Origin of the sequence: Streptomyces sp. NPDC006798 (assembly GCF_040635975.1) — a bacterium.
Lineage (GTDB): Bacteria > Actinomycetota > Actinomycetes > Streptomycetales > Streptomycetaceae > Streptomyces.
On the sequence record NZ_JBEYIS010000005.1, the window covers coordinates 13615 to 38477 of the forward strand.

Below are 24863 nucleotides of genomic sequence, written 5' to 3' on the forward strand. Positions count from 1 at the left end.
CCACCGCCTCCAACCTAGTTGATCAACCAGGGGCGGCGAGGTGAGCACGGCGGACGCCCGCCACCGGATCCGACGCGATGACGCTCCGTGTTCGCCTGATACAGAACCGTAGGCGACGGCACTGACAACCGGGCATCCCGGTCAACCCCGGAAGCCCGTGAAAAAATCCGGCCGGGACACCTCATGGGTGTCCCGGCCGGATCGAAGTCCTGGGCCGTGTCCGGAAAGTAGCGCCGTCCGCCCGGAGGGCGGGGCCCGCGGCGTCCGGTGCGTGCGAATTCGCGACGGCGGTGGGGGTCCCCCGGCGAAGCCAGGGGGCGGTTTCCCTCGTACCGGACGTACTGGGGAAATCCCGGCAACGCCGTGGGTACCTCCCGTGCCCGTAGGGCACAGGGGGAGATTGTGCGTGCCGGGCGTCGCGGGCCAGACGAAACTTTCAGGACACGGCCTAGATCTCGCCGCGCAGTTTGGCGAGCGCCTCGGCGAGGATGGCCTCGCCGTCCGCGTCGCTCCGCCGCTCCCGCACATAGGCGAGATGGGTCTTGTACGGCTCGGTGCGCGGCGGGTCCGGTGGGTTGTCCTGGTCCTGACCGGCCGGGAACCCACAGCGCGGGCAGTCCCAGACGTCGGGGACCTGCGCGTCGCTGGCGAAGCTCGGCTGCGTCTCGTGCCCGTTGGAGCACCAGAAGGAGATGCGCAGACGCGGCGCGGACTCGCCGCGCTCGGCCTCGCCCATCGGCCCCGCCCCGACCCGGCTCCCCCGGATCGCGTTGCCACTTGCCACGGTGTAACTCCCTGCGTGATGGTGCTGCACAGCGTCTCACAGCGGCTGCGCCGCGGTGCCCCAGTCTACGTAAGGCCCAACGCCCGTCCAGTCGTTGGAGTTACACCCGTGGGCCGATCTGTTCCCGGCCGGGTGGCGGGGGTGTCAGTTGTCCAGCTTCATCAGCAGGCCGAGTACGACGATGCAGGCGAACCAGAGCAGACCGATCACGACGGTGATCCGGTCCAGGTTGCGCTCGGCGACCGAGGAGCCGCCGACGGACGACTGCATACCGCCGCCGAACATGTCGGAGAGGCCGCCGCCCTTCCCCTTGTGCATCAGCACGAGCAGCATCAGCAGCAGGCTGAAGACGATCAGGGCGATCGAGAACCCCATAACCACGGCTGGACCCTACTTCCTGGCAATTCTCTGGATGGTCTGGTGACTGCGGGGACCCCGGCCGGACACGGCCCGGGGTCCCCGCAAGGGTACGACGGATCGGCGCTACCGCATACTCACTGGTCGCGGAAGCGGACGATCTTGACGAACTCGTCCACGTCGAGGGCCGCACCGCCGACCAGGGCGCCGTCCACATCGGGCTGGGCCATGATCGCGGCGACGTTCCCGGACTTCACGGAGCCGCCGTACTGGATCCGGACCTTGTCGGCCAGCTCCGGCGAGTACAGCTCGGCCAGCCGGCCGCGGATCGCCCCGCAGACCTCCTGGGCGTCCTCGGGGGTGGCGACCTCACCGGTGCCGATGGCCCAGACGGGCTCGTAGGCGATGACGATCGTCTCGGCCTGCTCGGCGGGGACGTCCTTCAGTCCGCCGTCGACCTGGGCGAGGGTGTGCGCGACCTGGTTTCCGGCCTTGCGGACGTCCAGGCCCTCGCCGACGCAGAGGATCGGGGTGATGCCGTGCCGGAAGGCGGCCTTCACCTTGGCGTTGCACAGCTCGTCCGACTCGTTGTGGTACTGGCGGCGCTCGGAGTGGCCGACGGCGACGTACGAGCACTTCAGCTTGGCCAGCATCGAGCCGGAGATCTCTCCGGTGTAGGCGCCGGAGTCCTGGGCCGAGATGTCCTGGGCGCCGTAGCCGATCCGGAGCTTGTCGCCGTCGACCAGGGTCTGGACGGAACGCAGATCGGTGAAGGGCGGCAGGACCGCGACCTCCACGGCGTCGTAGTCCTTGTCGGCGAGGGCGAAGGCGAGCTTCTGGACGTGGGCGATGGCCTCCAGGTGGTTGAGGTTCATCTTCCAGTTGCCCGCCATCAGCGGGGTGCGGGTGGTCATGAGAGTGATCAGTCCTCCAGTGCGGCGAGGCCGGGCAGCGTCTTGCCCTCGAGGTATTCGAGGCTGGCACCGCCGCCGGTCGAGATGTGGCCGAACGCGTCGGCGTCGAAGCCCAGGGTCCGTACGGCGGCGGCGGAGTCACCGCCGCCGACCACGGAGAAGGCCGGGGAGTCGGCGAGGGCCCGGGCCACGGCCCGGGTGCCCTCGGCGTAGTCGGGGTGCTCGAAGACGCCCATCGGACCGTTCCAGAAGACGGTGGCCGCGTCGGCGAGCTTCGATGCGTACAGCTTGCAGGTCTCGGGACCGATGTCCAGCCCCTCCTGGTCGGCCGGGATGGCGTCCGCGGCGACGGTGGTGGGGTTGGCCGGGGCCTTGGTCTTGAGGTCCGGGAATCCGGGGGCGACCAGGACGTCGACGGGGAGTACGAACTCCACACCGGCCGCCTCGGCGCGCTTCAGGTACTCCTGGACGACCGGGACCTGGTCCTCCTGGAGCAGCGAGGTGCCGACCTCGAAGCCCTGGGCCTTGAGGAAGGTATAGGCCATGCCGCCGCCGATCAGGATGCGGTCGGCCTTGCCCAGCAGGTTGTCGATCACCCCGAGCTTGTCGGAGACCTTGGCGCCGCCGAGGACCACGGCGTACGGCCGGGAGACGTCCTCGGTGAGCCGCTTCAGGACGCGGACCTCGGTGGCGATCAGATCGCCGACCGCGTGCGGCAGCCGGGCGGGCAGATCGTAGACGGAGGCGTGCTTGCGGTGGACGGCGCCGAAGCCGTCGCCCACGTAGACATCGGCCAGGGCGGCCAGCTGGTCCGCGAAGGCGCCGCGCTCGGCGTCGTCCTTGCTGGTCTCGCCGGGGTTGAAGCGGAGGTTCTCGACCACCGCGACCTGCCCGTCGGCCAGACCGTCCACCGCGGCGCGGGCCGCGTCGCCGACCGTGTCGGTGGCGAAGGCGACCGGGGCGCCGAGGATCTCGCCCAGCCGGGCGGCGGCGGGAGCCAGCGAGAACGCCGGGTCCGGGGCGCCCTTGGGGCGGCCGAGGTGGGAGGCGACGACCACCCGGGCGCCGGCTTCGGCCAGCCGGGCGATGGTGGGGGCGACGGCGCGGATCCGGCCGTCGTCGGTGATGGTGGTGCCGTCGAGCGGCACATTGAGATCGGCGCGGACGAATACCCGCTTGCCGCTGACCCCGTCGGCCAACAGCTGGTCGATCGTCTTCATGGACGGTCTCCTCGGAAGGGCTGGACGCGCGAGGGGGCCCGGGCGGCGCTGCGCTGCGCCGTCCGAGCCCTCTCGCTCACTTCGTGGTGCTCTGATAGCCGTACTGTGCCGGGCTGTGCGGGGCCGAGCCGTGTCGTACTCCCAGAGCGGTCGGAGCCGGCTGAGTGCTCAGAGCTGGTTGCCGACGAAGACGGTCAGGTCGACGAGGCGGTTGGAGTAGCCCCACTCGTTGTCGTACCAGCCGAGGATCTTGACCGAGTTGCCCTCCTGGACCATCGTCAGCGACGAGTCGAAGGTGCAGGACGCGGGGTCGCTGACGATGTCCGAGGAGACGATCGGGTCCTCGGTGTACGTCAGGACGCCCTGCAGCTCGCCCTCGGCGGCCTTCTTGAACGCGGCGTTGACCTCGTCCTTGGTGACCTCGCGGGAGAGCTCGACGACCAGGTCGGTGGCGGAGCCGGTGGGGACCGGGACGCGCATGGCGATGCCGTCCAGCTTGCCCTTGAGCTGCGGGAGGACCAGGGCGGTGGCCTTGGCGGCGCCCGTCGTGGTCGGGATGATGTTCTCCGCGGCGGCCCGGGCGCGGCGCAGGTCCTTGTGCGGGAAGTCCAGGATCCGCTGGTCGTTGGTGTACGCGTGGACCGTGGTCATCATTCCGCGGACGATGCCGAAGTTCTCGTCGAGGACCTTGGCCATCGGCGCCACACAGTTGGTGGTGCAGGACGCGTTCGAGATGATGTTGTGCTGCGCGGGGTCGTACTTGTCCTGGTTGACACCCATGACGACGGTGATGTCCTCGTCGCTGGCCGGAGCCGAGATGAGGACCTTCTTCGCGCCGCCCGCCAGGTGCTTCTCGGCGTCCGCCTTCTTGGTGAAGATGCCGGTCGACTCGATCACGATGTCGACGCCCAGCTCACCCCAGGGGATGTCCGCCGGGTTGCGCTCGGAGAGCACCTTGATGGTGCGACCACCGACGGTGATGGTGTCGGCGGTGTGCGACACCTCGGCCTTGAGGCGGCCCAGGATGGTGTCGTACTTCAGCAGATGCGCGGTGGTCGCGGTGTCACCCAGGTCGTTGACAGCCACGATCTCGATGTCTGCACCCTGCTCCAGCAGCGCGCGGAAGTAGTTACGACCGATGCGGCCAAAGCCGTTGATGCCTACGCGGATCGTCACGAACCGATCTCCTCGTTGGTGTGCCGGCTCGTCGCCGGCGAGCTGTATGGGATGTCCCCGACCGCTTACGACCCTACCTCCACGGGCGCCCCGGAGTGACATCGGACGGCCGGTACGCGTCGACGGCGGGCCGTACCCCCCGGAGAGGGACGGCCCGCCGCCGCAACAAACGGAATCTTCAGTTCCGACTACTGTCGGTCAGTCCGGCCGGTCCGGTCAGCGCCGCAGCGCCTTCAGGGCCTTTCCGACCAGCCGCCCGCGTTCGGCGGCATCGGGCACGTGTTCGAGTCCGAATCCGATCAGCACGGTGTCACGGGTCGTGACGGCCGACGCCGACGGATAGAGATCGCCCGCCCGGTCCCAGTTGCCGCGCGGCGCGGGGCTGCCGGCCGGCGGGGCCGTGACGGTCCACGGGCCGAGGGACGTCTCGAAGCCGCCGTCCGCCTGCTCGCCGCCCGCGGTGACCAGCCGGGTGTCGTCGACGAAGACCCCGCGGCCGCCGTCGCTGGGATCGGTGACGTACGAGACGTGCAGCTCGATCCGCTTGCCCGCGTAGGCGCTCAGATCGAACGCGGCCGCCTTCCAGCCGTCGGAGGCACCGGTGAAGGCGTGCCACGCGCCGGTCGTCCCGGTGGACGCGCAGGCGTCCGGGCCGAGGGTCAGGTAGTGCCGCAGATGCGGATGCTGGTTGATGTAGAAGGCCCGGTCGCACTCGGCCGGAACGGTGGTGGACGTTCCGCCGTTCAGGTCGGGCAGGGTCGTCCAGTCCTCCTGGCCGACGGTACGGACCTCGACGACCGCGTTGTCGTACCCGGGCTCGGTGTTGAAGCTGAGCCGGGTGGTGAGCTTCGGGGCGTCGGCGGCCGTGGTACCGGTGAGGTCGACGGTCCGGGTGAGCCGCTGCCAGGAGGCGTTGCGGTGGGCGGCCACCGCGTAGTACGCGCCCTCGTACGGCGAGAACGGCATCCGTACGCCCGGATAGTCGCCCGCGGCGGCACCGCGGAACTGCGGGAACTCGGCCGGGGGCAGGGTGTCGGAGGTGATGGTGTACGCGCCCGCCGCGTTCAGCGGGTTCCCGGGGGCGTCCCCGAGGGTCGCGGTGGCACCCGAAAGGGGTCCGGAGCCCGCGAAGGAGTTCACCCCGGCGAGGGAGGCCCGGCCGGACGCGCCCAGGTAGTACTGGGCGAAGTCGTCGCTGACCGCCCGGCCCAGGTTGGCGTTGCCGCCCGCCCGCTCGCCGGTGGTGACGAGCTTGCCGCCCTCGTTGAGATAGGCCCGGACCGCCTTGGTGGTGGCCCAGGACGGGGCCGCGGCGCCGGTGTACCAGACGGCCGTGTCGAAGTGGGCGAGTACGCCCAGCGGATGCGGGGTGCCCTGGGTGGCGACGTCCCAGACGGCGGCGCGCTTCTTGTTCTTCGCCAGGGCCTCGGTGTAGAGGCCGGCGTTCCGCGCCGGGGCGGTGCCGCCCTCCTCGGCGATCACCAGCGCGTCGGCCACGGGCCGTTCGGCGACGGTGTAGGCGAAGGGCGTGCTGGAGACCCGCTTGCCCTCCCTGGTCCGGCCGGTGAACCAGACCTCGACCCGGTCGCCGACGTCCCCGTGCTCGACCTCGGCGCGGTATTCGTCGAAGCGGATGTTGTCCTCGCCGCCGTAGGTCTCGCCGCCGCGCCACGGTTCGAGGTCCTCGTCGTGGACCCGGCCGCCGTTGACCCGGTAGTTCAGTTCCTTGTCCCGCAGGTTCCGGTTGGCGACGACCGAGACCTCCTGGTCACCGCCGCGGGCGTACGAGACGGTGAACGGGTCCGGGGTGAAGTCGGGGGCCGTCGCGCCGGTCGGCGACACCGGCCGGTCCGGGGTGAGGGAGCTCTCGGCGACCGCGAGCGCGAAGGGGATGTTCTTCGCGAACTCCTGCTGGATCAGCTTCTCGTCGTCCGGAAAGGTGAAGACCGAGGCGCAGTCGGCGGCGTTCCACTGGTCGTTCGGATCGACCCGGGACGCGGTGGCGCAGGTCGACATCTCCGGGGTGAACATCATCATCCCGTTGACATTGGCCGCGTGCCCGTCCGCCTCGCCGTTGGTGATGTACAGCTCGGACGACACCTGGGGGCGGTAGCCGGGGATCCCGGGGTTAGCGGGGGTGCCGGCGATCGTCTCGTACGCGACGTCGTCGGGGGTCTTGGTGGCGACCTGCCAGCCGACGCCGTAGAGGATCAGCTCGGCCGCGGAGTGGTAGTTGATCCCGTACTGGAAGCCGATGCGCTTCTGGAAGGCGTCGACCGCCTTGGTCTCGGGCTCCGAGCCGGGTCCGGAGCCGCGGTAGGTCTCGTCGTACGGGTCGGGGGACGAACCCTCGTTGTCGTAGCCCCACTTGTACGAGAAGTTGCGGTTGAGGTCGACGCCGTCGCCGGGGGCGATCCGGCCGTCGCCGTCGTTGTCGCGGAGGTTCTTGCGCCACTGGCGCTCGGCGGTCCCGGTGAAGGTGTAGTCGTAGCCGTCGGGGTTGGCCGAGAGCACGAACCACAGCTCGGAGCTGTCGATCAGCCGGGTGATCCGGGGGTCCTTGCCGTAGTTCTCCAGATAGTGGTGCATCAGCCGCCGGGTCATCTCCGGGGTGATCCACTCCCGGGCGTGCTGGTTGGAGAGGTAGAGCGTGGCGGGCTTGGTGCCGTCCCGGACGGTCTTGGCGTTCCGGCTGATCTTCAGGGCGAGGATGTCCTGGCCCTTGACGGACTTGCCGATGCTCACGGCCTTGGTGATCGCCGGGTTCGCCTGGGCGGCGGCGACGATCTCGTTCTTCAGCCCGTTCTCCCCGCCGTACGGGCGGTAGACCCCGTCTCCGGCGGCGGCGACCCGCTTCCGGGCGGCGGCGGAGAGGGTGTGTTCCTTGACGCCGACGCCCTGTTCGCGCAGTTCACCGGCTTGCCGGTCGGTCAGGTACAGCTCGACGGTGGCGGTGCCCCGGTCGGGTACCCGCTCGCTGAGTTCATGGCCGTCGGCGCCCGCCGCGAGCAGCAGCGGCACCTGTTCCTTGGTGACGGTCGCCCGCCATACCGACAGGCCGTCCCCCTCCCCTGCCCCGTCCCCCGCCTGCGCCTGGGCGAAAGGTGCCGCCGCGAGCGTCGCGGCCAGCAGCGATGCCGCGGCGAGCAAGGATCTCGCTCTGCGTCTCATGAGCCCCCCTTACTGGTGTGCGTGCCAGAAAGCGAACGGGAGCAAGACTGTTGACCCTCAATGACCATGTCAAGGGATGAGGGCCGGTGAACCGGGACAGGGGGTCGGATACGGGGCGGGCCGGGACCGCCCGGACGTACGTACATCCGGGCATACGGGACCGGACCTCCCGGCCGGACCCGGCGACGGGCGGCCGGGACGGGGCGGTCAGCCGACGAGGCCCTCGGCCATCTCCTCGGTGAGGCTGGACTCCGTACCCGGGATGCCCAGGTCCTGGGCGCGCTTGTCGGCCATCGCCAGCAGCCGGCGGATCCGCCCGGCGACCGCGTCCTTGGTCAGCGGCGGGTCGGCGAGGGCGCCCAGCTCCTCCAGCGACGCCTGCTTGTGCTCCATCCGCAGCCGTCCCGCGGCGGCGAGGTGCTCGGGCACCTCCTCGCCGAGGATCTCCAGGGCCCGCTGGACCCGGGCGCCGGCCGCCACCGCGGCCCGCGCCGAGCGGCGCAGATTGGCGTCGTCGAAGTTGGCGAGCCGGTTGGCCGTGGCCCGGACCTCGCGCCGCATCCGGCGCTCCTCCCAGGCCAGCACGGACTCGTGCGCCCCGAGCCGGGTGAGCAGCGCCCCGATCGCGTCGCCGTCGCGGACGACGACCCGGTCCACGCCCCGGACCTCCCGGGCCTTGGCCGCGATGGAGAGCCGCCGGGCCGCGCCGACCAGGGCCAGCGCCGCCTCGGGGCCGGGACAGGTGACCTCCAGCGACGAGGAGCGGCCGGGCTCGGTGAGGGAACCGTGGGCCAGGAAGGCGCCGCGCCAGGCCGCCTCGGCGTCACAGGTCGCCCCGGAGACCACCTGCGGCGGCAGCCCCCGGATGGGGCGGCCCCGGCCGTCCACCAGGCCGGTCTGGCGGGCCAGCTGGTCACCGCCCGCGACCACCCGGACCACATAGCGGGAGCCCCGGCGCAGCCCGCCGGGGGCCATCACCATCAGCTCGGAGCCATGGCCGAAGATCTCCAGGATGTCCCGCTTCAGCCGGCGGGCGGCGATCCCGGTGTCCAGCTCCGCCTCGATCACGATCCGCCCGCTGACCAGGTGCAGTCCGCCCGCGAACCGAAGGATCGCCGAGACCTCCGCCTTTCTGCAGCAGGTCCGGGTGACGGGAAGCCGGGAGATCTCATCCTTCACCGCTGCCGTCATCGCCATGGGCCGATCCTTCCATGCATCCGAAAAATACGGTCGTACGCGGCGGCCAGCAGCTCCGGGTCGTGCTTCGGAACCGGCCCGGGGCCTTCGCCCGGGGCGAAGGACCCACCGGCGACCGCCACGGGCGCCAGTTCGACCGCGGCACCGAGGCGTTTTGCGGCGTCGGCGAGGGAATCGCGGTCGGGCACGGCGGCCTCGTCGGCCAGCACCACGTCCAGGGCGAGTTTAGGCGCGTGTCGTCCCAAAACCTCCAAATGACGCTGCGGTGAGAAGCCTTCCGTTTCGCCCGGTTGCGGGGCGAGATTGAGCGACAGCACCCGGCGCGCCTTGGTCTCCACCAGCGCGTCCAGCAGTTCGGGGACCAGCAGATGGGGGATGACCGAGGAGAACCAGGAACCGGGTCCGAGAACCACCCAGTCGGCGTCAAGGACGGCGGCCACGGCCTCCGGTACGGCGGGCGGATCGGCCGGGACGAGATGGACGGACTGGACCTCCCCGGGGGTGAGGGCGACCGTGGCCTGTCCCCGGACGGTGCCGATCTCGTCGGGCCGGTCGGGGTCGTGTCCCCGTACCAGCGCCTGGAGCTCCAGCGGTACGGCGGACATCGGCAGCACCCGGCCGTGCGCGCCCAGCAGCCTGCCGACCAGGTCGAGGGCCTGGACATGGTCGCCGAGCTGCTCCCAGAGGGCGACGATCAGCACATTGCCCACGGCGTGGTCGTGCAGCTCGCCCCCGGACTGGAAGCGGTGCTGGATGACCCGGGCCCAGGTCTGGCCCCAGTCGTCGTCCCCGCAGAGCGCGGCCAGCGCCTTGCGCAGATCGCCCGGCGGCAGGACGCCCAGCTCCTCCCGGAGCCGGCCGCTGGAGCCGCCGTCGTCGGCGACGGTGACGACGGCGGTGAGGTCGCCGGTGATCCGGCGCAGGGCGGCGAGGGAGGCGGAGAGCCCCCGGCCGCCGCCGAGGGCGACGACCTTGGGCTGGGCGCCCCGCTTGCGCGGCCCGGCGGAGGAGCCGAACCGGCGCAGCCGCCGCAGGCGCAGGGAGTGTCCGGTCACTCGCGCCCCATGTCACGGTGGACGACGACGGTCTCGACACCGGCCGAGGAGAGCCGGGCGGCCAGCTTCTCGGCGGTGGCCACGGAACGGTGCTTGCCGCCGGTACAGCCGACGGCGACCGTCACATAGCGCTTGCCCTCGCGGCGGTATCCGGCGGCGATCAGCTGGAGCAGCTCGGTGTAGCGGTCCAGGAACTCCTTGGCGCCGGGCTGGTTGTAGACGTAGTTCGACACCTCCTCGTTGAGGCCGGTGAAGGGCCGCAGCTCGGGGACCCAGTGGGGGTTGGGCAGAAAGCGCATGTCCACCACGAGGTCGGCGTCGACCGGCAGGCCGTACTTGAAGCCGAAGGACATCACGGTGGCCCTCAGCTCGGGCTCCTCGTCGCCCGCGAACTGGGCGTCCATCTTGGCCCGCAGCTCGTGGACGTTGAGGCTGGAGGTGTCGATCACCAGATCGGCGTCGCCGCGCAGCTCGCGCAGGAGATCCCGCTCGGCGGCGATGCCGTCGACGATCCGGCCGTCGCCCTGGAGGGGGTGCGGCCTGCGGACGGACTCGAAGCGGCGGACCAGGGCCTCGTCGGAGGACTCCAGGAAGACGATCCGCCGGGTGACCCGCTTGGCGGCGAGATCGGCGAGCGATTCGCGCAGATTGTCGAAGAAGCGGCCGCCGCGGACGTCGACGACGACCGCGATCCTGGCCACGTTCCCCTGGGAACGCGCGCCGAGCTCCACCATGGTGGGGATCAGGGCGGGCGGGAGGTTGTCGACCACGAACCAGCCGAGGTCCTCCAGGCATTTGGCGGCGGTACTGCGGCCCGCGCCCGACATTCCGGAGATGATGACCAGCTCCGGGATGGCCGCCTCCGTGCCGCCGCCGACTTCGTTGACCGTGCCCGTACTCACGTCTGCCGCTCCGTCTGTGTGGTGCTTGTTCATTCCGTGCTTCCCCCGTCGTCCTCTTCCATGATCTCTCCGGTCGCGGTGTTCACGGCCGGGGCGGCCGGTGCCGCCTGGGCGAGGGCCTCGACCACCGACGCGGCGGTCTTGCGTCCCATCCCGGGAACCTCGCAGATCTGCTCGATTGTGGCGCCTTTCAGCCGCTTCACCGAGCCGAAATGCTTGATCAGAGCTTGTTTCCGGGTCTCCCCGAGGCCGGGAATCGCGTCGAGAGGGCTGGTACGGATGCGTTTGGTCCGTTTGGAGCGCTGATAGCGGATGGCGAAATCGTGTGCCGTGTCACGGACCCGCTGGAGCAGATAGAGGCCCTCACTGGAGCGGGGCAGCACCACCGGGTCGTCGTCGCCGGGCAGCCAGACCTCCTCCAGCCGCTTCGCGAGTCCGCAGACCGCGACGTCGTCGATCCCCAGCTCGTCCAGGGCCCGGCGGGCCGCCGCGACCTGGGGCGCCCCGCCGTCGACCACGACGAGCTGGGGCGGGTACGCGAACCTCCGGGGCCGCCCGTCGTCGTCCCGGCCGCCTTCGGCTTCCGCTCCGGCACCTTCGGTGACCGCGCCGGGCCCCTCGGTGACGGTGGTACCGGTCAGCGGCTCGTCAGGGCCCGTGACCGGAGCGTCGTCGGCGCCGATCCACTCCCCCGTCCGGTCCTTCTCCGCCAGATAGCGGCGGAAGCGGCGGCCGATCACCTCGTGCATGGCCCGGACGTCGTCCTGGCCCTCGAAGCTCTTGATCTGGAAGCGGCGGTACTCGCTCTTGCGCGGCAGCCCGTCCTCGAAGACCACCATCGACGCCACCACGTCCTGGCCCTGGAGATGGGAGATGTCGAAGCACTCGATCCGCAGCGGCGCCGAGTCGAGACCCAGGGCGTCGGCGATCTCCTCCAGCGCCCGGGAGCGGGTGGTGAGATCGCCGGCCCGCTTGGTCTTGTGCAGCGCCAGCGCCTGCTGCGCGTTCCGCTCCACGGTCTCCATCAGGGCCTTCTTGTCGCCGCGCCGGGGCACCCGGAGGGAGACCAGGGAGCCGCGCCGCTCGGCGAGCCAGTCGCCGACGGCCTCGGGCCCGGCGGGCAGGGCGGGGACCAGGACCTCCTTGGGCACGGCGTCGCCGCGCTCCTCGCCGTAGAGCTGCTGGAGGGCGTGCTCGACCAGTCCCGCCGTGTCGACGGCCTCGACCTTGTCGGTGACCCAGCCGCGCTGTCCGCGCACCCGGCCGCCGCGGACGTGGAAGATCTGGACGGCCGCCTCCAGTTCGTCCTCGGCCACCGCTATCAGATCGGCGTCGGTGGCGTCGGCGAGCACCACGGCGCTCTTCTCCAGGGCGCGCCGCAGGGCCGCGATGTCGTCCCGCAGCCGGGCCGCCCGCTCGTACTCCATCTCCTCGGCCGCCTCGGCCATCTGCCCTTCGAGGCGGCGCAGATAGGCGCCGGTACGACCGGCCATGAAGTCGCAGAACTCCTCGGCCAGCTCCCGGTGCTCCTCGGGTGTGACCCGGCCGACGCAGGGCGCCGAGCACTTGCCGATGTATCCCAGCAGACAGGGGCGGCCCTTCTGCCGGTGATTGCGGAAGACCCCGGCTGAGCAGGTGCGGACGGGGAAGACCCGGAGCATCAGATCGACGGTCTCGCGGATGGCCCAGGCGTGCCCGTAGGGGCCGAAATACCGGACGCCCTTGCGCTTGGCGCCCCGCATGACCTGGACCCGGGGGAACTCCTCATTGAGCGTGACGGCGAGATAGGGATAGCTCTTGTCGTCCCGGTACTTCACATTGAACCGGGGGTCGTACTCCTTGATCCAGGTGTACTCCAGCTGGAGCGCCTCGACCTCGGTCGCCACCACCGTCCACTCCACCGACGCGGCCGTGGTCACCATCGTGGCGGTGCGCGGATGCAGATTCGCCACGTCCTGGAAGTAGTTGGCGAGGCGCGCGCGGAGGTTCTTCGCCTTCCCGACGTAGATCACCCGGCGGTGCTCGTCGCGGAACCGGTAGACCCCCGGTGAGTCGGGGATCTCTCCCGGCCTGGGGCGGTAGCTGGAGGGGTCTGCCATACCGTCCACCCTACTGGCGGTCACTGACAGTCCAGGGCCGGTGGGCCCGCGGCGAAGGCTTGCCGCGGGCCCACCGGAGTCGTGTTCCGGGGTGCCCCCGCAGCCCGTCACGGCGGCGGCGGGGGCACCCCGGGCCGGGCCCGGGTCAGACCTCCCGGGACCGGCGCAGCCGCCGGGCGGCTATCCCGGCGAGGGCGAGGGCGACCAGCCCGCCGGTCCCGGCCGCGACGGCGGTGGTGCTGTCGTCCCCGCCGCCGGAGCCGGCGCCGGCCGCCCGCTCCGGAGCCGCCGCGGGGGCCGCGTAGCCGCCCGCCGCGCCCTTCTTGGCGTACGGGGAGCCGGGCAGCTTGTCCCCGTAGGCCGCCGTGACCCGGTTCCGGTAGGCGGCGACGGTGGTCCCCTTCGCCCCGACGGCCTTCACGGCGTCCTGGTCGAGCGGCAGGACCCGGCTGCCTCCGGTGACGTACCAGGCATCCGTCTGGGGCTCGCGGAAGACGGTCCCGCCGGGCAGCTTCGCGGCGCCCGCCCGGGCGTACCGGAACTCGTCGTCGCCGGTGGCGATGTTCACCACCTGCCAGCCGGAGCCGGTACGGGCCGCCCAGACCGACGCCCTCTGTCCGTCGGACGCGACGGCGGGGGTGGCCAGGAACTGCGCCTCGGCCACCGGGGCGCCCGCCTTGCCCGCCACGAAGGCCGGGGAGAGCACGTAGACGGGCACGGTGGCGCCGTCCGACCGGGGCTCGGCGGCTGTCCGGGGCACCGCGCCGTCCCGGGAGAAGAACCGGGAGAGCGTGTCGAGGGTGGCCGGGGAGGTGGCGGCGGCCCTGGCCGCCGTCAGATCGCCCGCCGACGCCGGGGCGGGCGCCGGGACCGGACCGGCCGCGGAGGCCGTGCCGGTGAAGGTGCCGAGGGCCCCGAAGGCCAGGCAGACGGCGGCGCCCGCGACGAGGGCCGCCCTGCGGTGCCCGGTCTCGGGAGCGCTGTCGGCAGCGGTGGGGGCGGGGTGGCCGTTGAAGGGGTTCCGCTGCATCGCGCTCACGCTCCGATCCGGTACAGCGAGTGGGTCCAGGAGAAGGAGCCGTTGTTGACGTACCAGGCGTGCGATGCCCAGTTGTAGCGCGAGCTGGAGGGCCAGGGGTCGGCCCAGTAGACCCAGTTGTTCGCGGTGTCGTAGCCGTAGATCACATGCATATGGCCGCCGCCGCTGGACCACTGGATCCGGGTCTCTATCGGCCGGTTGGCGTTGATCTCGGTCTGGACGGCGGTGTAGCGCAGCCAGTCACCGATGTACGAGCCGGGACTGATGCCCGCCCAGCGCAGCCCGGTCTGCACGGTGCCGAGCGTGGCCTGGTTGTTGGGGCACTGGGTGTTCTGCTGCCGGTTGAAGGCGGCGTTGCAGAACTGGTTCTGGGAGTAGTTGCGCCCGTAGTAAGAGGCGATGGTGTTGCCCGCGGCGGCCCAGCACCAGTTGGTCTTCTCCTGGGCCTGCATGGTGATGTCGAGCCGCTTCACGGCGAGGGCGCCGGGATCGGCCGGGGCCGCCGCGGCGGGCGCGGGGGACGGGGGTGCGGCCGGGGCCGCCGTCGCGGCCGACAGCGGAAGGGTGACGACCGCGGCGAGAACGGCCGCCGTGGCGGCGAGCCGTCGCCATTTCGTCATATCACTCATTCGCGTTCCTCCCGAGGGGAGAGGGTGGGGGTGGAGGAGCGCGTCCGGACGCTGCCCGTCGAGCGTCCATCCTTGTCGGGGGCAGGTCAACACGCTTCAATGCGGGGGACACGGCGCTGTGAACGGGACGGCCCGCGGTGTGAACGGCTCCCCCTGCCCGACCTGCGCCGCCGTGCCCGGACCCGGGTGGAGGCGGTGGGGGCCGTGAACGTTCACCGGTCGCCGTGCGGCCCTTGCGCGGGCTCCGCCGCCGGGCCCGGCCCCGGCCGGGCCCCTTCGCCGGCACGGTCCACGGACCCGCGCACGGGTGCGGCGGGCGCGCCCCGCCGCGTCCGCCCGACGCGACACCGCTGGAGGTTCCATGGGTCACACCGAGGCCGATCTGAAGCAGGTGCTGCACACCGGCCCGTTCCATCTGGCGCTGCGGGCCGCGCTCTCGGTGCGCGGGCTGCCGCTCCAGCGCGTCCAGCACCATCTCGCCCATCGGGGCATCAAGGTGGGCGTCACCAGCCTCAGCTACTGGCAGCAGGGCGCCCGGCGGCCCCAGCGCCCCGAGTCGCTGCGGGCCGTCCGGGCACTGGAGGAGGTACTCGATCTGCCGGGCAACTCCCTGACCCGGCTACTGGGGGTCAACGAGTCCGCCGAGGTGGAGCGCCCGCCGTCCCGCTCGTACCGGTCCCTGCTGGAGGTCTCGGACACCGTGGAGGCGCTGCTGGCCGATCTGGAGTCCCCGGCGGACGCCGGACTGCACACGGTCGGCCACCACGAGCGGGTCCGGATCGGGGGCGCCCGGGAGTTGCTGGGCCGGGATTCCCAGCATGTGGTCCGGGCCCACCGCGACGGCGTCGACCGCTGTCTGGCGATCCACCACGGCGACCCCGGCTGCGATCCGGCCCGGGTCCGGGTCAGCGCGCTGGAGAACTGCCGTACGGGGCGGGTGCGCTGGCACCGCGAGAGCGCCATCGTGGTCGCCGAATTACTGTTCGACGCCCGGTTGCGGGCCGGTGAGACGTACTTCTTCGGCTACGGATTCGAGGACGGCACGGGCGGTCCGAGCGCCGAGTACGTCCGGGGCTTCACCTACGCGGGCGGCCAGTACGTGCTCCAGATCCGGTTCGACGAGGGCGCGCTCCCGGTGCGCTGCCGACGGTTCGCCCAGGCCACGACCGGTGCCCCGCGCGGCGGCCGGACCGATCTGACCCTCAGCGGCCGTCACCGTACGGTCCATCTGGTGGAGCAGGGGGTGCGCCCGGGGATCCTGGGCATCGACTGGGACTGGGAGTGACGGCAGTCTGTCCCCTACCGTCCGGCGCCGGGCGGCAGGCGCGGCGGCGGCTCAGGCGTCCGGGCCCGCGATCAGCCGACCGTCCCGGACCGTGACCGGGACCTGCGGCAGCGGTACGGTCGCCGGGCCGTTCAGGGCCTGGCCGGTGGTGACGTCGAACCGGCTGCCGTGGCAGGGGCAGTTGCCCTCCACGCCTTCGACCTTGTCCAGGGCGCAGCCCGCGTGGGTGCACTGGGCGCTGAACGCCTTGAACTCCCCCTTCGCCGGGCAGCTCACCACCAGCCGCTGCTCGCGGTAGAGCCGGGCGCCGCCGACCGGTACCGCGTCGGCCGCGCCGAGGTCGACGGGCGCCGTGGGTGTGGGGACCTGCGCGCGGCCCAGCTTGGACTCGGTGGAGCAGGCGGCGACCCCCAGGCCAGCGGCTCCGGCGAGGGCGGCGCCTTTCAGCACGGTACGGCGGGCGGAGGGGGTGGCGGACATAGAGGCTCCACAGTTCGGGGAGGGCCGGGCGTACGGGGCGGCCGGACCGGGTGGGTCGGGCGTACGGACGGCCGGGTGGACGCGGCCCCGGGCAGGCCGGGCCCGCCGCCGGTCCGGCCGACGGTGACGGATCCGACGATACCGGCGCGTCCCCGGCGGCCCTCGTCCGGGCTCCCCGGGGCGCGGACGGGCCATGGAGTACGTTCGGGGCCATGATCGTCGTCGCCGGTGAGGCTCTGATCGACCTGGTCCCCGTGGCACCGCGGGAGGCGGGCGGGCCGCTTCCGCCGCTGGCGCCGAGACCGGGCGGCGGACCGTACAACACGGCGATCGCCCTGGGGCGGCTGGGCGCTCCGGCCGCGTTCTGCTCCCGGATCTCCTCGGACGGCTTCGGGGACGCGCTGCTGGGCGGGCTCGTCTCGGCGGGGGTGGACACGTCCTTCGTGGTCCGGGGACCCGAGCCGACGACACTGGCGGTCGCGGCGGTGGGCGCGGACGGTTCGGCGGGGTACGCGTTCTACGCCGGGGGCACCGCGGACCGGCTGTTCGAACTGCCGCCGCCGCTGTCGGCGGGGACCCGGGCGGTCGCCTTCGGGACCTGCTCCCTCGTCCTGGAGCCGGGCGCGTCGGCCTACGAGGCGCTGTTGCTGCGGGAGGCCCGGCTGGGCCGGTGCACGCTGCTGGATCCCAATGTGCGGCCGCCGCTGATCCCGGACGCCGGCGCCTATCGGAAGCGGTTCCGGTCGTGGCTGCCGTACGTCTCGGTGCTGAAGCTCTCCGAGGAGGACGCGGAGTGGCTGGGCGGGGTGCCGGAGGGGCCGGACGCGGTGGTGGTGACCCGGGGCGCGGGCGGGCTCACGGTCCGTACCCGGAACGGTACGGAGGTCTCGGTCCCGGCCGTCCCGGTGGCGGTCGCCGACACCATCGGGGCCGGTGACACCGTGAACGCGGCCCTGCTCCACGGGCTGGCCGCCCGGGACGCGCTGTCGGCGGCGGGACTGGCCGCACTGGGCGGGGACGGCTGGCGCGAGGTCCTCGGTCTGGCGGCCCGGGCGGCGGCCGTGACCTGCTCGCGGCCGGGCGCGGAGCCTCCGTACGCCGCGGAGCTCGGCTGACGGTCCCGCCGTCGCGGGGCTCACGGCGTACGCGCCCGGGGCCGTAGCCGGGCTCAGCGCATCCGGGCCCGGGTCCGTCGTCGGGGTTCCGGGCCACCCCGGCGGACGGCGACGGGCCCGTACGGAAGTCCGTACGGGCCCGTCGGCGGCTCACGGCCGCCCGGCTACGACGCCTTGCGGGCGCGGGGCGCGGCCTTCTTCGCGGCGCGCTTCCTGGGCGCGGTCCTGGCCCGGGGCACCGCCGCGTCGCTGACCCGCTCGGGGTCGAGGATGTCCCGCAGGAACTTGCCGGTATGGCTGGCGGGAACGCCCGCGACCTCCTCGGGGGTGCCCTCGGCGACCACCAGGCCGCCGCCGCTGCCGCCCTCGGGGCCCATGTCGACGACCCAGTCGGCGGTCTTGATCACATCGAGGTTGTGCTCGATGACGATGACCGTATTGCCCTTGTCGACCAGGCCCGAGAGGACCGTGATCAGCTTGCTGATGTCCTCGAAGTGGAGACCGGTGGTCGGCTCGTCGAGGACGTAGACCGTCCGCCCGGTGGACCGCTTCTGCAGCTCGGAGGCGAGCTTGACGCGCTGGGCCTCACCGCCGGAGAGCGTGGTCGCGGGCTGGCCGAGCCGGACGTAGCCCAGACCGACCTCGTTGAGCGTCTTGAGGTGCCGGGCGATCGTCGGCACCGCCTCGAAGAAGGCGAGGGCTTCCTCGATGGGCATGTCGAGCACCTCGGCGATCGACTTGCCCTTGTAGTGGACTTCCAGCGTCTCTCGGTTGTACCGCGCGCCGTGGCAGACCTCGCACGGGACGTAGACATCCGGCAGGAAGTTCATCTCGATCTTGATCGTGCCGTCGCCGGAGCAGTTCTCGCAGCGGCCGCCCTTGACGTTGAAGGAGAACCGGCCTGGCTGATAGCCCCGGACCTTCGCCTCCATCGTCTCGGCGAAGAGCTTGCGGACATGGTCGAAGACGCCCGTGTACGTCGCGGGGTTGGAGCGGGGCGTCCGGCCGATGGGCGACTGGTCGACATGGACGACCTTGTCCACGAGGTCGTCGCCGTCGACCCGGGTGTGCCGTCCGGGTACCGACTTGGCGCCGTTCAGCTCACGCGCCAGATGGGTGTAGAGGATGTCGTTGACCAGGGTGGACTTACCCGAGCCCGAGACACCGGTGACGGCGGTGAAGACTCCGAGCGGGAACGAGACGTCGATGTCCCTGAGGTTGTTCTCCCGGGCGCCGCGGACCGTGATCCGCCGGGCCGGGTCGGCCGGGCGGCGCAGTTCGGGCGTGGGGATCGCCTTCTTGCCGGAGAGGTACTGGCCGGTCGCCGAGGCGTCGTTGGCCAGCAGCTCGGCCAGCGGGCCCGAGTGGACCACCTTGCCGCCGTGCTCACCGGCGCCGGGGCCGATGTCGACCACCCAGTCGGCCACCTTGATGGTGTCCTCGTCGTGCTCCACGACGATCAGGGTGTTGCCCATGTCGCGGAGCCGGACCAGGGTCTCGATCAGCCGGTGGTTGTCCCGCTGGTGGAGGCCGATGGAGGGCTCGTCCAGGACGTAGAGCACCCCGACCAGACCGGATCCGATCTGGGTGGCCAGCCGGATCCGCTGGGCCTCGCCGCCGGAGAGGGTGCCGGCGGCCCGGTTGAGGGAGAGATAGTCGAGACCGACGTCGACCAGGAACCTCAGCCGCTCGTTGACCTCCTTGAGCACCCGCTCGGCGATCTTCTTGTCGCGGGCGGTCAGCTTCAGCCGCCCCAGGAACTCGGCGCATTCACTGATCGACATCCCCGAGACATCGGCGATGGAGCGCTCCATCACCGTCACCGCGAGGACGACGGGCTTCAGCCGGGTCCCCTCGCAGGTGGGGCAGGGCACCTCGCGCATATAGCCCTCGAAGCGCTCACGGCTGGAGTCGCTCTCCGCCTCCTGGTGCCGCCGCCGCACGAACTGCACGGCGCCTTCGAAGGCGGGGGTGGTGTAGGCGCGTTCGCGCCCGTACCGATTGCGGTAGCGGACCTCGACCTGGGTCTTGTGGCCGTACAGCAGCGCCTTCTTGGCCCGCTGCGGCAGCCCGCCCCACGGCATGTCGGTGGCGAAGCCCAGGGCGTCGGCGAGCCCGCCGATCAGCCGCCCGAAGTACTCCTTGGTGTGCCCGTGGGACCAGGGGTGGATCGCCCCCTCGTCGAGGGACTTGTCCGGGTCCGGGACGATCAGCTCGGCGTCGACCTCCATCCGGGTGCCGATACCGGTGCAGTCCGGGCAGGCGCCGAAGGGCGAGTTGAAGGAGAAGGAGCGGGGCTCCAGCTCCTCGAACGAAAGGTCGTCGTAGGGGCAGTACAGATGCTCCGAGAACATCCGCTCGCGCTCGGGGTCGTCCTCGGGGAGGTCGACGAAGTCGAGCACGACCATGCCGCCGGAGAGTCCGAGGGCGGTCTCCACGGAGTCCGTCAGCCGCCGCTTGGCGCTGCCCTTCACCGTCAGGCGGTCGACGACCACCTCGATGGTGTGCTTCTCCTGCTTCTTCAGCTTCGGCGGCTCGGCGAGCTGGATCGTCGTCCCGTCGACCCTGGCCCGGCTGTAGCCCTTGGTCTGGAGGTCGGCGAAGAGGTCGACGAACTCGCCCTTGCGCTCGCGCACCAGCGGCGACAGCACCTGGAACCGGCTGCCCTCGGGCAGCTCCAGCACCCGGTCCACGATCGCCTGCGGCGACTGCCGGGAGATGGGGCGGCGGCACTCGGGGCAGTGGGGCTTGCCGATCCGGGCGAAGAGCAGCCGGAGGTAGTCGTAGACCTCGGTGATGGTGCCGACCGTGGAGCGCGGATTGCGCGAGGTCGACTTCTGGTCGATCGAGACCGCCGGGGAGAGCCCCTCGATGAAGTCGACGTCCGGCTTGTCCATCTGCCCCAGGAACTGACGGGCATAGGACGACAGGGACTCCACATAGCGGCGCTGGCCCTCGGCGAAGATCGTGTCGAAGGCGAGCGATGACTTGCCCGACCCCGAGAGACCCGTGAACACGATGAGGGAGTCACGGGGAAGGTCGAGCGAGACGTTCTTGAGATTGTGCTCGCGAGCGCCACGAACGATGAGACGGTCGGCCACGCCGGGTCCGCACCTTTCTTGAGTGATCTGGTCCTGTCCTGCACAACGGCACCGGCCGCCGACCAGACCGTTCCAGCCTACGGGGGGCCACGGGGGGACGGGGCGGTTCGCGGGACTCCCCCGCCGGTGCGGGGGCCGTACGGTCCCGTGCCGTACCGATGCCCGACAACCAAGGATGCCTCGCCCCAGGCTATAGCACGCGCATTCGATTTATCGCGGCCAGGAACCGTCTTCACCCGATCGTGTGGCGAGGGCCCGGCCGGGGCTAGGGTCGACCGCATGATCGATCCCCTGCGCGACCTCGACCTGCTGCGGAAGGCCACCGATCGGCTGCTCGCCACCGCCCGTACGCTCGGCGACGGCGGCGACCGTACCGGTGACGGCGGCGACGGCGGTTCCACCGGGAACAACGCGGCACTCGCCGGACCGTCACGCCTCCCGGGCTGGACCCGCGGCCATGTACTCGCCCATATCGCCAGAAACGCCGACGCGCTCGTCAACGTCCTCGAAGGACGCCCCATGTACCCGAGCGCCGAGGCCCGCGAAGCCGATATCGAGCGGGACGCGGGACGCCCGCTCGACGTCCAGCTCGCCGACGTCCGCGACAGCGCGGCCCGGCTGGCCGCCGTCGGAGCCCGCCCCGCCGACTGGAACCGTACGGTCGCCCTGCGCAACGGGGTCACCGACCGGGCCGCCCGGATCCCCTTCCGCAGGCTCGTGGAGATCGAACTCCACCATGTCGACCTCGACGCGGGGGTCGTGCTCGAAGACCTTCCCGAGGAGTTCCTGCTGCGCGAGACGGCCTTTCTCGCGGAGCGCTTCACCGGCCACCCCGACGTACCGCCGACCCTGATCACCGCCGCCGGCGGCCTCGGGAGCTGGACGACGGGCCGGGCCGCCGGTTCCGAGGGGCCGCACACCGTGGAGGGCCCCGCGGCGTCCCTGGTGGGCTGGCTCGCGGGGCGCCGGGGCGACGACCCGGCGCTGAGGGCGGCGACGGCGGACGGCACCCCGGCCGCACCGCCCGCCCTGCCGCCGCTGTAGCCGCCGCACCCGGTTCCGGGCGGCGGGACCGGCGGATTCCGGGGAGGCGGTTCCAGCCGGCCCCGTACGGCCCGGTTCCGCCGATCCCGTACGGCCCGGTCCGGCCGGATCCCGCCGGTTTCCCGGGAAGCACTCCGGGCCACGGGCGTCCGGACCACCCCGGGGGCCTTCGGCGGGACCGGGAGAGGCCCTAGGCTCGAACCATGACGTACAGCGGAGTGGTGAAGGTCGGCGGGCCCGCGGATGTGCACGAGCTGACGGATCTGATGATCTCCAAGGTCGCGGTCGGCCCCATGGACAACAACAGCTATCTGCTGCGGTGCCGCGCCACCGGGGAGCAGCTGCTGATCGACGCCGCCAACGACGCCGGGACGCTGCTCTCGCTGATCGGGGACGACTCGATCGCGTCCGTCGTGACGACCCACCGCCACGGCGACCACTGGCAGGCGCTGGCGGAGGTGGTGGCGGCGACGGGCGCGCGGACGTACGCGGGCCGGGACGACGCCGAGGGCATTCCGGTGGCCACCGACGTCCCGGTGGACGACGGGGATGTGATCACCGTCGGCCGGGTCGGGCTGACCGCCCGGCATCTGGTGGGCCACACCCCGGGCTCGATCGCCCTGGTCTACGACGATCCGCACGGCCACCCCCATGTGTTCACCGGCGACTGCCTCTTCCCCGGCGGGGTCGGCAACACCCGGCAGGACGCGGAGGCGTTCGCCCGGCTGATCGGGGATGTGGAGACCAAGCTGTTCGACCGGCTGCCGGACGAGACCTGGGTCTATCCGGGGCACGGCAAGGACACCACCCTGGGCGCGGAGCGTCCACAGCTGCCGGAGTGGCACGCCCGGGGCTGGTGACCCCACCGGCCGGGACGGGGTCCGGCGGGCGGGGTCACCAGGTTCACGGCGGTCATGGCTGTACGAGGTCGTACGGGACCGAGGGCGGCACCGGACCCCCGGCCCGGCCCCGGGTGGACGGCGGTTTCCGGCCATCACGGGCCGCCGCGCCGGGCCCTTCGGGCGTCACGGGGGCAGGGTCACCGTCACCACGAGGCCGCCGCCGTCCCGGGGCCGGGCCGTCACCGTGCCGTGGTGCGCCCGGGCCACCGCGCGGGCGATGGAGAGGCCGAGCCCGGCGCCCTTGGCGCTGATCACCCGGTCGCGGCCCAGCCGCCGGAAGGGTTCGAAGAGGGTCGGTACGTCGAACGGGGCGACGAGCGGGCCGGTGTTGACCACCTCCACCACCGCCCCGCCGCCGGGCGCGGCCCGGCTCGCGACGCGCAACGTACCGCCGGGGCCGGTGTTGTGCCGGATCCCGTTCTCCACCAAGTTGTGCACCATCCGTTCCAGGAGCAGGGCATTGCCGCTGGTGGGCGCCTCGGCGGCCGATTCACGGACGGTGATGCCCGACGCCCGGGCCTCGGTGGCGGTCTGCCCGACGACATGGGCGACGATGTCCGCCATGTCGACCGGCAGCCGTTCGGTGACCTCGTTCTCCGAGTCGGCGAGCAGCAGCAGCCCGCCGATCAGCCGCTCGTGCCGGAGATTGATCTCCAGCAGGTCCTCACCGAGCCGCAGGACGTCGTCGGACGCGGTCCTGCGGTGCATGGCCACCTCCACCAGGGCCCGGCCGAGGGTGAGTGGCGTACGCAGCTCGTGGGAGGCGTTGGCGACGAAGCGGCGCTGGCCGTCGAAGGAGCGGTCCAGCCGTTCGACCATGGTGTCGAAGGAGTCGGCCAGATCCTTCACCTCGTCCTGGGGACCGGAGAGCGCGATGCGTTCATGCAGCCCCCGGCCCGCGGCGGGGGCGGCCGCGATCCGCCGCGCGGTCTCGGTGACCTGGCGGAGCGGAGCCAGTACGCGGCCGGCGACCAGCCAGCCGAATCCGGCGGCGACCCCGCCGACGACCACCAGGACCAGTCCGCCCTGGCTGAGGAGGCTGGTGGCCGCCGCGTCGTTCAGCGCCTCCTGCTGACGCTTCAGGGCGACCGCGCCGTCCTCGGCGGTGGTCCGTACGCCGTTGATGTCGATGAACCGCTGCTCGGGGCCGGGCGGCGGCACGCCGGGCGACGGGCGGCCGGACGGGCCGCCGCCGGGCGACGCCGTGGGGAGCGGTCCGGCGGTGGGCGCCTTCTGGACGGCGTCGAGGAACTTGGCGCCCCTCGGGACCTGATTCTCGAAGAGGACGTACGTCACCCCGAGCAGCACCACCCCGGCGGCCATGAACAGCCCGCCGTAGATCAGCGTCAGCCGGGCTCTCAGGGGCAGCTTCTCGGGCCGCGGAAGCCGGAACCGGCGTCTGCCCGCCGGGGTTCCGCGGGCGGACGGGCGGCACCGGGCCCGGTCGCCGGACAACGGCGCCCCGGTCCCGTGCCCCGTGACGTCCGCGCCGGTGCCGCCGTCGCGGTCACGTAAGTCATAGTTGTCAGGGGTCTCAGGGGTCTCAGGGGTGCCATGAAGGTCGTCGGTGGTGTCCTGGCCGTGCGTCATGCGATGCGGTACCCCGTTCCGGTCACCGTCTCCACCACCGGCGGCGTGCCCAGCTTCCGCCGGAGCTTGAGCACGGCGAGCCGTACGGCACCGGTGAACGGGTCGGCGTGCTCGTCCCACGCCTTCTCCAGCAGTTGCTCGGTGGAGACCGCGGCCCCCTCGGCGCGCAGCAGTTCGGTGAGGACCGCGAACTCCTTGGGCGACAGCGGTACGTAGCGGCCGTCGCGGAACACCTCGCGGCGCGCCGGGTCGAGGGTGATCCCGGCCCGGCGCAGCACGGGTGGCGTCGCGGGCCGGGAGCGGCGGCCCAGCGCCAGGACCCGGGCGGCGAGTTCGGGAAAGGCGAAGGGTTTGGTGAGGTAGTCGTCGGCGCCCATGCCGAGGCCGCCGACCCGGTCGGCGATCTCCGCCGCCGCGGTGAGCATCAGCACCCGGGCGGTGCTGCCGGTGCCCACGACGGCCCGGCAGACCTCGTCGCCGTGGACGACCGGCAGATCCCGGTCGAGGACGACGACGTCGTAGTCGTTGACGCCGACGCGCTCCAGCGCCGCCGCGCCGTCGTGGACGACGTCCACGGCATGGGTCTCCTCGCGCAGCCATTCGGCGATCGCGTCCGCGAGCCTCGGCTCGTCCTCCACCACCAGTACGCGCATGGTCGTCCTCCCCCGGGTCAGTGGGTCCCGACGACACCCCCGTGGTCATCGGGCTCACCGCCATGGTGGACGCCGTCGCGTTTCCATCGCGTTAGGTCACCTCTTGTGGATCTCGCCGGGCTCGCGGGCGGGGCGCCGGGCCGGGACCGC

Annotated in this window: 20 protein-coding genes; 4 read left to right on the plus strand and 16 right to left on the minus strand. The window is 72.1% G+C overall.

Features of this window, described 5'->3' with window-relative positions; all coding sequences use genetic code 11:
- Positions 1-448: 448 nt before the first annotated feature.
- From ABZ714_RS04535 to ABZ714_RS04590, 12 genes are all read right to left on the minus strand, one after another.
- Positions 449-784 carry an RNA polymerase-binding protein RbpA gene (locus tag ABZ714_RS04535; protein ID WP_358823656.1) on the minus strand — a complete coding sequence of 112 codons (336 nt, stop codon included), beginning with the start codon at positions 782-784 and terminating at the stop codon, positions 449-451.
- 144 nt (positions 785-928) lie between these two features.
- On the minus strand, positions 929-1165 hold the full coding sequence (gene secG, locus ABZ714_RS04540) for a preprotein translocase subunit SecG (RefSeq protein ID WP_358823657.1): 237 nt from the start codon (positions 1163-1165) through the stop codon (positions 929-931).
- Between the two features lie 113 nt (positions 1166-1278).
- Positions 1279-2055: a triose-phosphate isomerase gene (tpiA, locus tag ABZ714_RS04545; RefSeq protein ID WP_358823658.1), complete on the minus strand. Its 777-nt coding sequence runs from the start codon at positions 2053-2055 to the stop codon at positions 1279-1281.
- Between the two features lie 8 nt (positions 2056-2063).
- Positions 2064-3275 carry a phosphoglycerate kinase gene (locus ABZ714_RS04550; RefSeq protein WP_358823659.1) on the minus strand — a complete coding sequence of 404 codons (1212 nt, stop codon included), beginning with the start codon at positions 3273-3275 and terminating at the stop codon, positions 2064-2066.
- 168 nt (positions 3276-3443) lie between these two features.
- Positions 3444-4451, minus strand: a complete 1008-nt coding sequence (gene gap / locus ABZ714_RS04555) for a type I glyceraldehyde-3-phosphate dehydrogenase (RefSeq protein WP_358823660.1) — start codon at positions 4449-4451, stop codon at positions 3444-3446.
- A 216-nt stretch (positions 4452-4667) separates the two neighbouring features.
- On the minus strand, positions 4668-7622 hold the full coding sequence (locus tag ABZ714_RS04560) for a M14 family zinc carboxypeptidase (RefSeq protein WP_358823661.1): 2955 nt from the start codon (positions 7620-7622) through the stop codon (positions 4668-4670).
- A 207-nt stretch (positions 7623-7829) separates the two neighbouring features.
- Complete coding sequence (gene whiA / locus ABZ714_RS04565; protein ID WP_358823662.1) at positions 7830-8819, minus strand: DNA-binding protein WhiA; 990 nt, start codon at positions 8817-8819, stop codon at positions 7830-7832.
- On the minus strand, positions 8810-9874 hold the full coding sequence (yvcK, locus tag ABZ714_RS04570; protein ID WP_358823663.1) for a uridine diphosphate-N-acetylglucosamine-binding protein YvcK: 1065 nt from the start codon (positions 9872-9874) through the stop codon (positions 8810-8812). Before yvcK ends, whiA begins: the two co-directional genes overlap by 10 nt.
- The gene (gene rapZ / locus ABZ714_RS04575; protein WP_358823664.1) at positions 9871-10809 is read right to left on the minus strand and encodes an RNase adapter RapZ; all 939 of its coding nucleotides are present in this window, start codon (positions 10807-10809) and stop codon (positions 9871-9873) included. The genes yvcK and rapZ overlap by 4 nt, the downstream gene beginning before the upstream one ends.
- Positions 10806-12875, minus strand: coding sequence for an excinuclease ABC subunit UvrC (uvrC, locus tag ABZ714_RS04580; RefSeq protein WP_358823665.1), 2070 nt, complete (start codon positions 12873-12875; stop codon positions 10806-10808). Before uvrC ends, rapZ begins: the two co-directional genes overlap by 4 nt.
- A gap of 145 nt (positions 12876-13020) precedes the next feature.
- Positions 13021-13914 (minus strand): hypothetical protein, encoded by an 894-nt coding sequence (locus ABZ714_RS04585; RefSeq protein ID WP_358823666.1) that lies wholly within the window; start codon positions 13912-13914, stop codon positions 13021-13023.
- Positions 13911-14543 (minus strand): papain-like cysteine protease family protein, encoded by a 633-nt coding sequence (locus ABZ714_RS04590; protein ID WP_358823667.1) that lies wholly within the window; start codon positions 14541-14543, stop codon positions 13911-13913. Before ABZ714_RS04590 ends, ABZ714_RS04585 begins: the two co-directional genes overlap by 4 nt.
- Before the next feature lie 361 nt (positions 14544-14904).
- Here ABZ714_RS04590 and ABZ714_RS04595 point away from each other — a divergent pair, with 361 nt between their 5' ends.
- Entirely contained in the window at positions 14905-15828 is a 924-nt protein-coding gene (locus tag ABZ714_RS04595; RefSeq protein ID WP_358823668.1) for a hypothetical protein, read from the plus strand.
- 51 nt (positions 15829-15879) lie between these two features.
- On the opposite strand, the gene ABZ714_RS04600 is transcribed toward ABZ714_RS04595, so the two are convergent.
- Positions 15880-16308 carry a Rieske (2Fe-2S) protein gene (locus ABZ714_RS04600; protein ID WP_358823669.1) on the minus strand — a complete coding sequence of 143 codons (429 nt, stop codon included), beginning with the start codon at positions 16306-16308 and terminating at the stop codon, positions 15880-15882.
- A gap of 212 nt (positions 16309-16520) precedes the next feature.
- Here ABZ714_RS04600 and ABZ714_RS04605 point away from each other — a divergent pair, with 212 nt between their 5' ends.
- The gene (locus tag ABZ714_RS04605; protein ID WP_358823670.1) at positions 16521-17423 is read left to right on the plus strand and encodes a carbohydrate kinase; all 903 of its coding nucleotides are present in this window, start codon (positions 16521-16523) and stop codon (positions 17421-17423) included.
- 164 nt (positions 17424-17587) lie between these two features.
- On the opposite strand, the gene uvrA is transcribed toward ABZ714_RS04605, so the two are convergent.
- Complete coding sequence (gene uvrA, locus ABZ714_RS04610; RefSeq protein WP_358823671.1) at positions 17588-20524, minus strand: excinuclease ABC subunit UvrA; 2937 nt, start codon at positions 20522-20524, stop codon at positions 17588-17590.
- 279 nt (positions 20525-20803) lie between these two features.
- Here uvrA and ABZ714_RS04615 point away from each other — a divergent pair, with 279 nt between their 5' ends.
- Both ABZ714_RS04615 and ABZ714_RS04620 read left to right on the plus strand, forming a co-directional pair.
- Positions 20804-21568, plus strand: coding sequence for a maleylpyruvate isomerase family mycothiol-dependent enzyme (locus ABZ714_RS04615; RefSeq protein ID WP_358823672.1), 765 nt, complete (start codon positions 20804-20806; stop codon positions 21566-21568).
- A gap of 203 nt (positions 21569-21771) precedes the next feature.
- On the plus strand, positions 21772-22428 hold the full coding sequence (locus ABZ714_RS04620; protein ID WP_358823673.1) for an MBL fold metallo-hydrolase: 657 nt from the start codon (positions 21772-21774) through the stop codon (positions 22426-22428).
- Positions 22429-22593: 165 nt separating this feature from the next.
- Here the strand turns inward: ABZ714_RS04620 and ABZ714_RS04625 are convergent, their stop codons facing one another.
- Together ABZ714_RS04625 and ABZ714_RS04630 are read right to left on the minus strand one after the other, a co-directional pair.
- Positions 22594-24060, minus strand: a complete 1467-nt coding sequence (locus ABZ714_RS04625) for a HAMP domain-containing sensor histidine kinase (RefSeq protein WP_358823674.1) — start codon at positions 24058-24060, stop codon at positions 22594-22596.
- Positions 24057-24713 (minus strand): response regulator transcription factor, encoded by a 657-nt coding sequence (locus ABZ714_RS04630; protein ID WP_358823675.1) that lies wholly within the window; start codon positions 24711-24713, stop codon positions 24057-24059. Before ABZ714_RS04630 ends, ABZ714_RS04625 begins: the two co-directional genes overlap by 4 nt.
- Positions 24714-24863: the final 150 nt, after the last annotated feature.

Excerpts from the sequence above, each read along its gene's own strand:
- tpiA (WP_358823658.1), bottom strand. The coding sequence starts at position 2,055 with ATGACCACCCGCACCCCGCTGATGGCGGGCAACTGGAAGATGAACCTC.
- ABZ714_RS04550 (WP_358823659.1), bottom strand. The coding sequence starts at position 3,275 with ATGAAGACGATCGACCAGCTGTTGGCCGACGGGGTCAGCGGCAAGCGG.
- ABZ714_RS04560 (WP_358823661.1), bottom strand. The coding sequence starts at position 7,622 with ATGAGACGCAGAGCGAGATCCTTGCTCGCCGCGGCATCGCTGCTGGCC.
- whiA (WP_358823662.1), bottom strand. The coding sequence starts at position 8,819 with ATGGCGATGACGGCAGCGGTGAAGGATGAGATCTCCCGGCTTCCCGTC.
- rapZ (WP_358823664.1), bottom strand. The coding sequence starts at position 10,809 with ATGAACAAGCACCACACAGACGGAGCGGCAGACGTGAGTACGGGCACG.
- uvrC (WP_358823665.1), bottom strand. The coding sequence starts at position 12,875 with ATGGCAGACCCCTCCAGCTACCGCCCCAGGCCGGGAGAGATCCCCGAC.
- ABZ714_RS04590 (WP_358823667.1), bottom strand. The coding sequence starts at position 14,543 with ATGAGTGATATGACGAAATGGCGACGGCTCGCCGCCACGGCGGCCGTT.
- ABZ714_RS04595 (WP_358823668.1), top strand. The coding sequence starts at position 14,905 with ATGGGTCACACCGAGGCCGATCTGAAGCAGGTGCTGCACACCGGCCCG.
- ABZ714_RS04600 (WP_358823669.1), bottom strand. The coding sequence starts at position 16,308 with ATGTCCGCCACCCCCTCCGCCCGCCGTACCGTGCTGAAAGGCGCCGCC.
- ABZ714_RS04605 (WP_358823670.1), top strand. The coding sequence starts at position 16,521 with ATGATCGTCGTCGCCGGTGAGGCTCTGATCGACCTGGTCCCCGTGGCA.
- ABZ714_RS04615 (WP_358823672.1), top strand. The coding sequence starts at position 20,804 with ATGATCGATCCCCTGCGCGACCTCGACCTGCTGCGGAAGGCCACCGAT.
- ABZ714_RS04620 (WP_358823673.1), top strand. The coding sequence starts at position 21,772 with ATGACGTACAGCGGAGTGGTGAAGGTCGGCGGGCCCGCGGATGTGCAC.
- ABZ714_RS04625 (WP_358823674.1), bottom strand. The coding sequence starts at position 24,060 with ATGACGCACGGCCAGGACACCACCGACGACCTTCATGGCACCCCTGAG.
- ABZ714_RS04630 (WP_358823675.1), bottom strand. The coding sequence starts at position 24,713 with ATGCGCGTACTGGTGGTGGAGGACGAGCCGAGGCTCGCGGACGCGATC.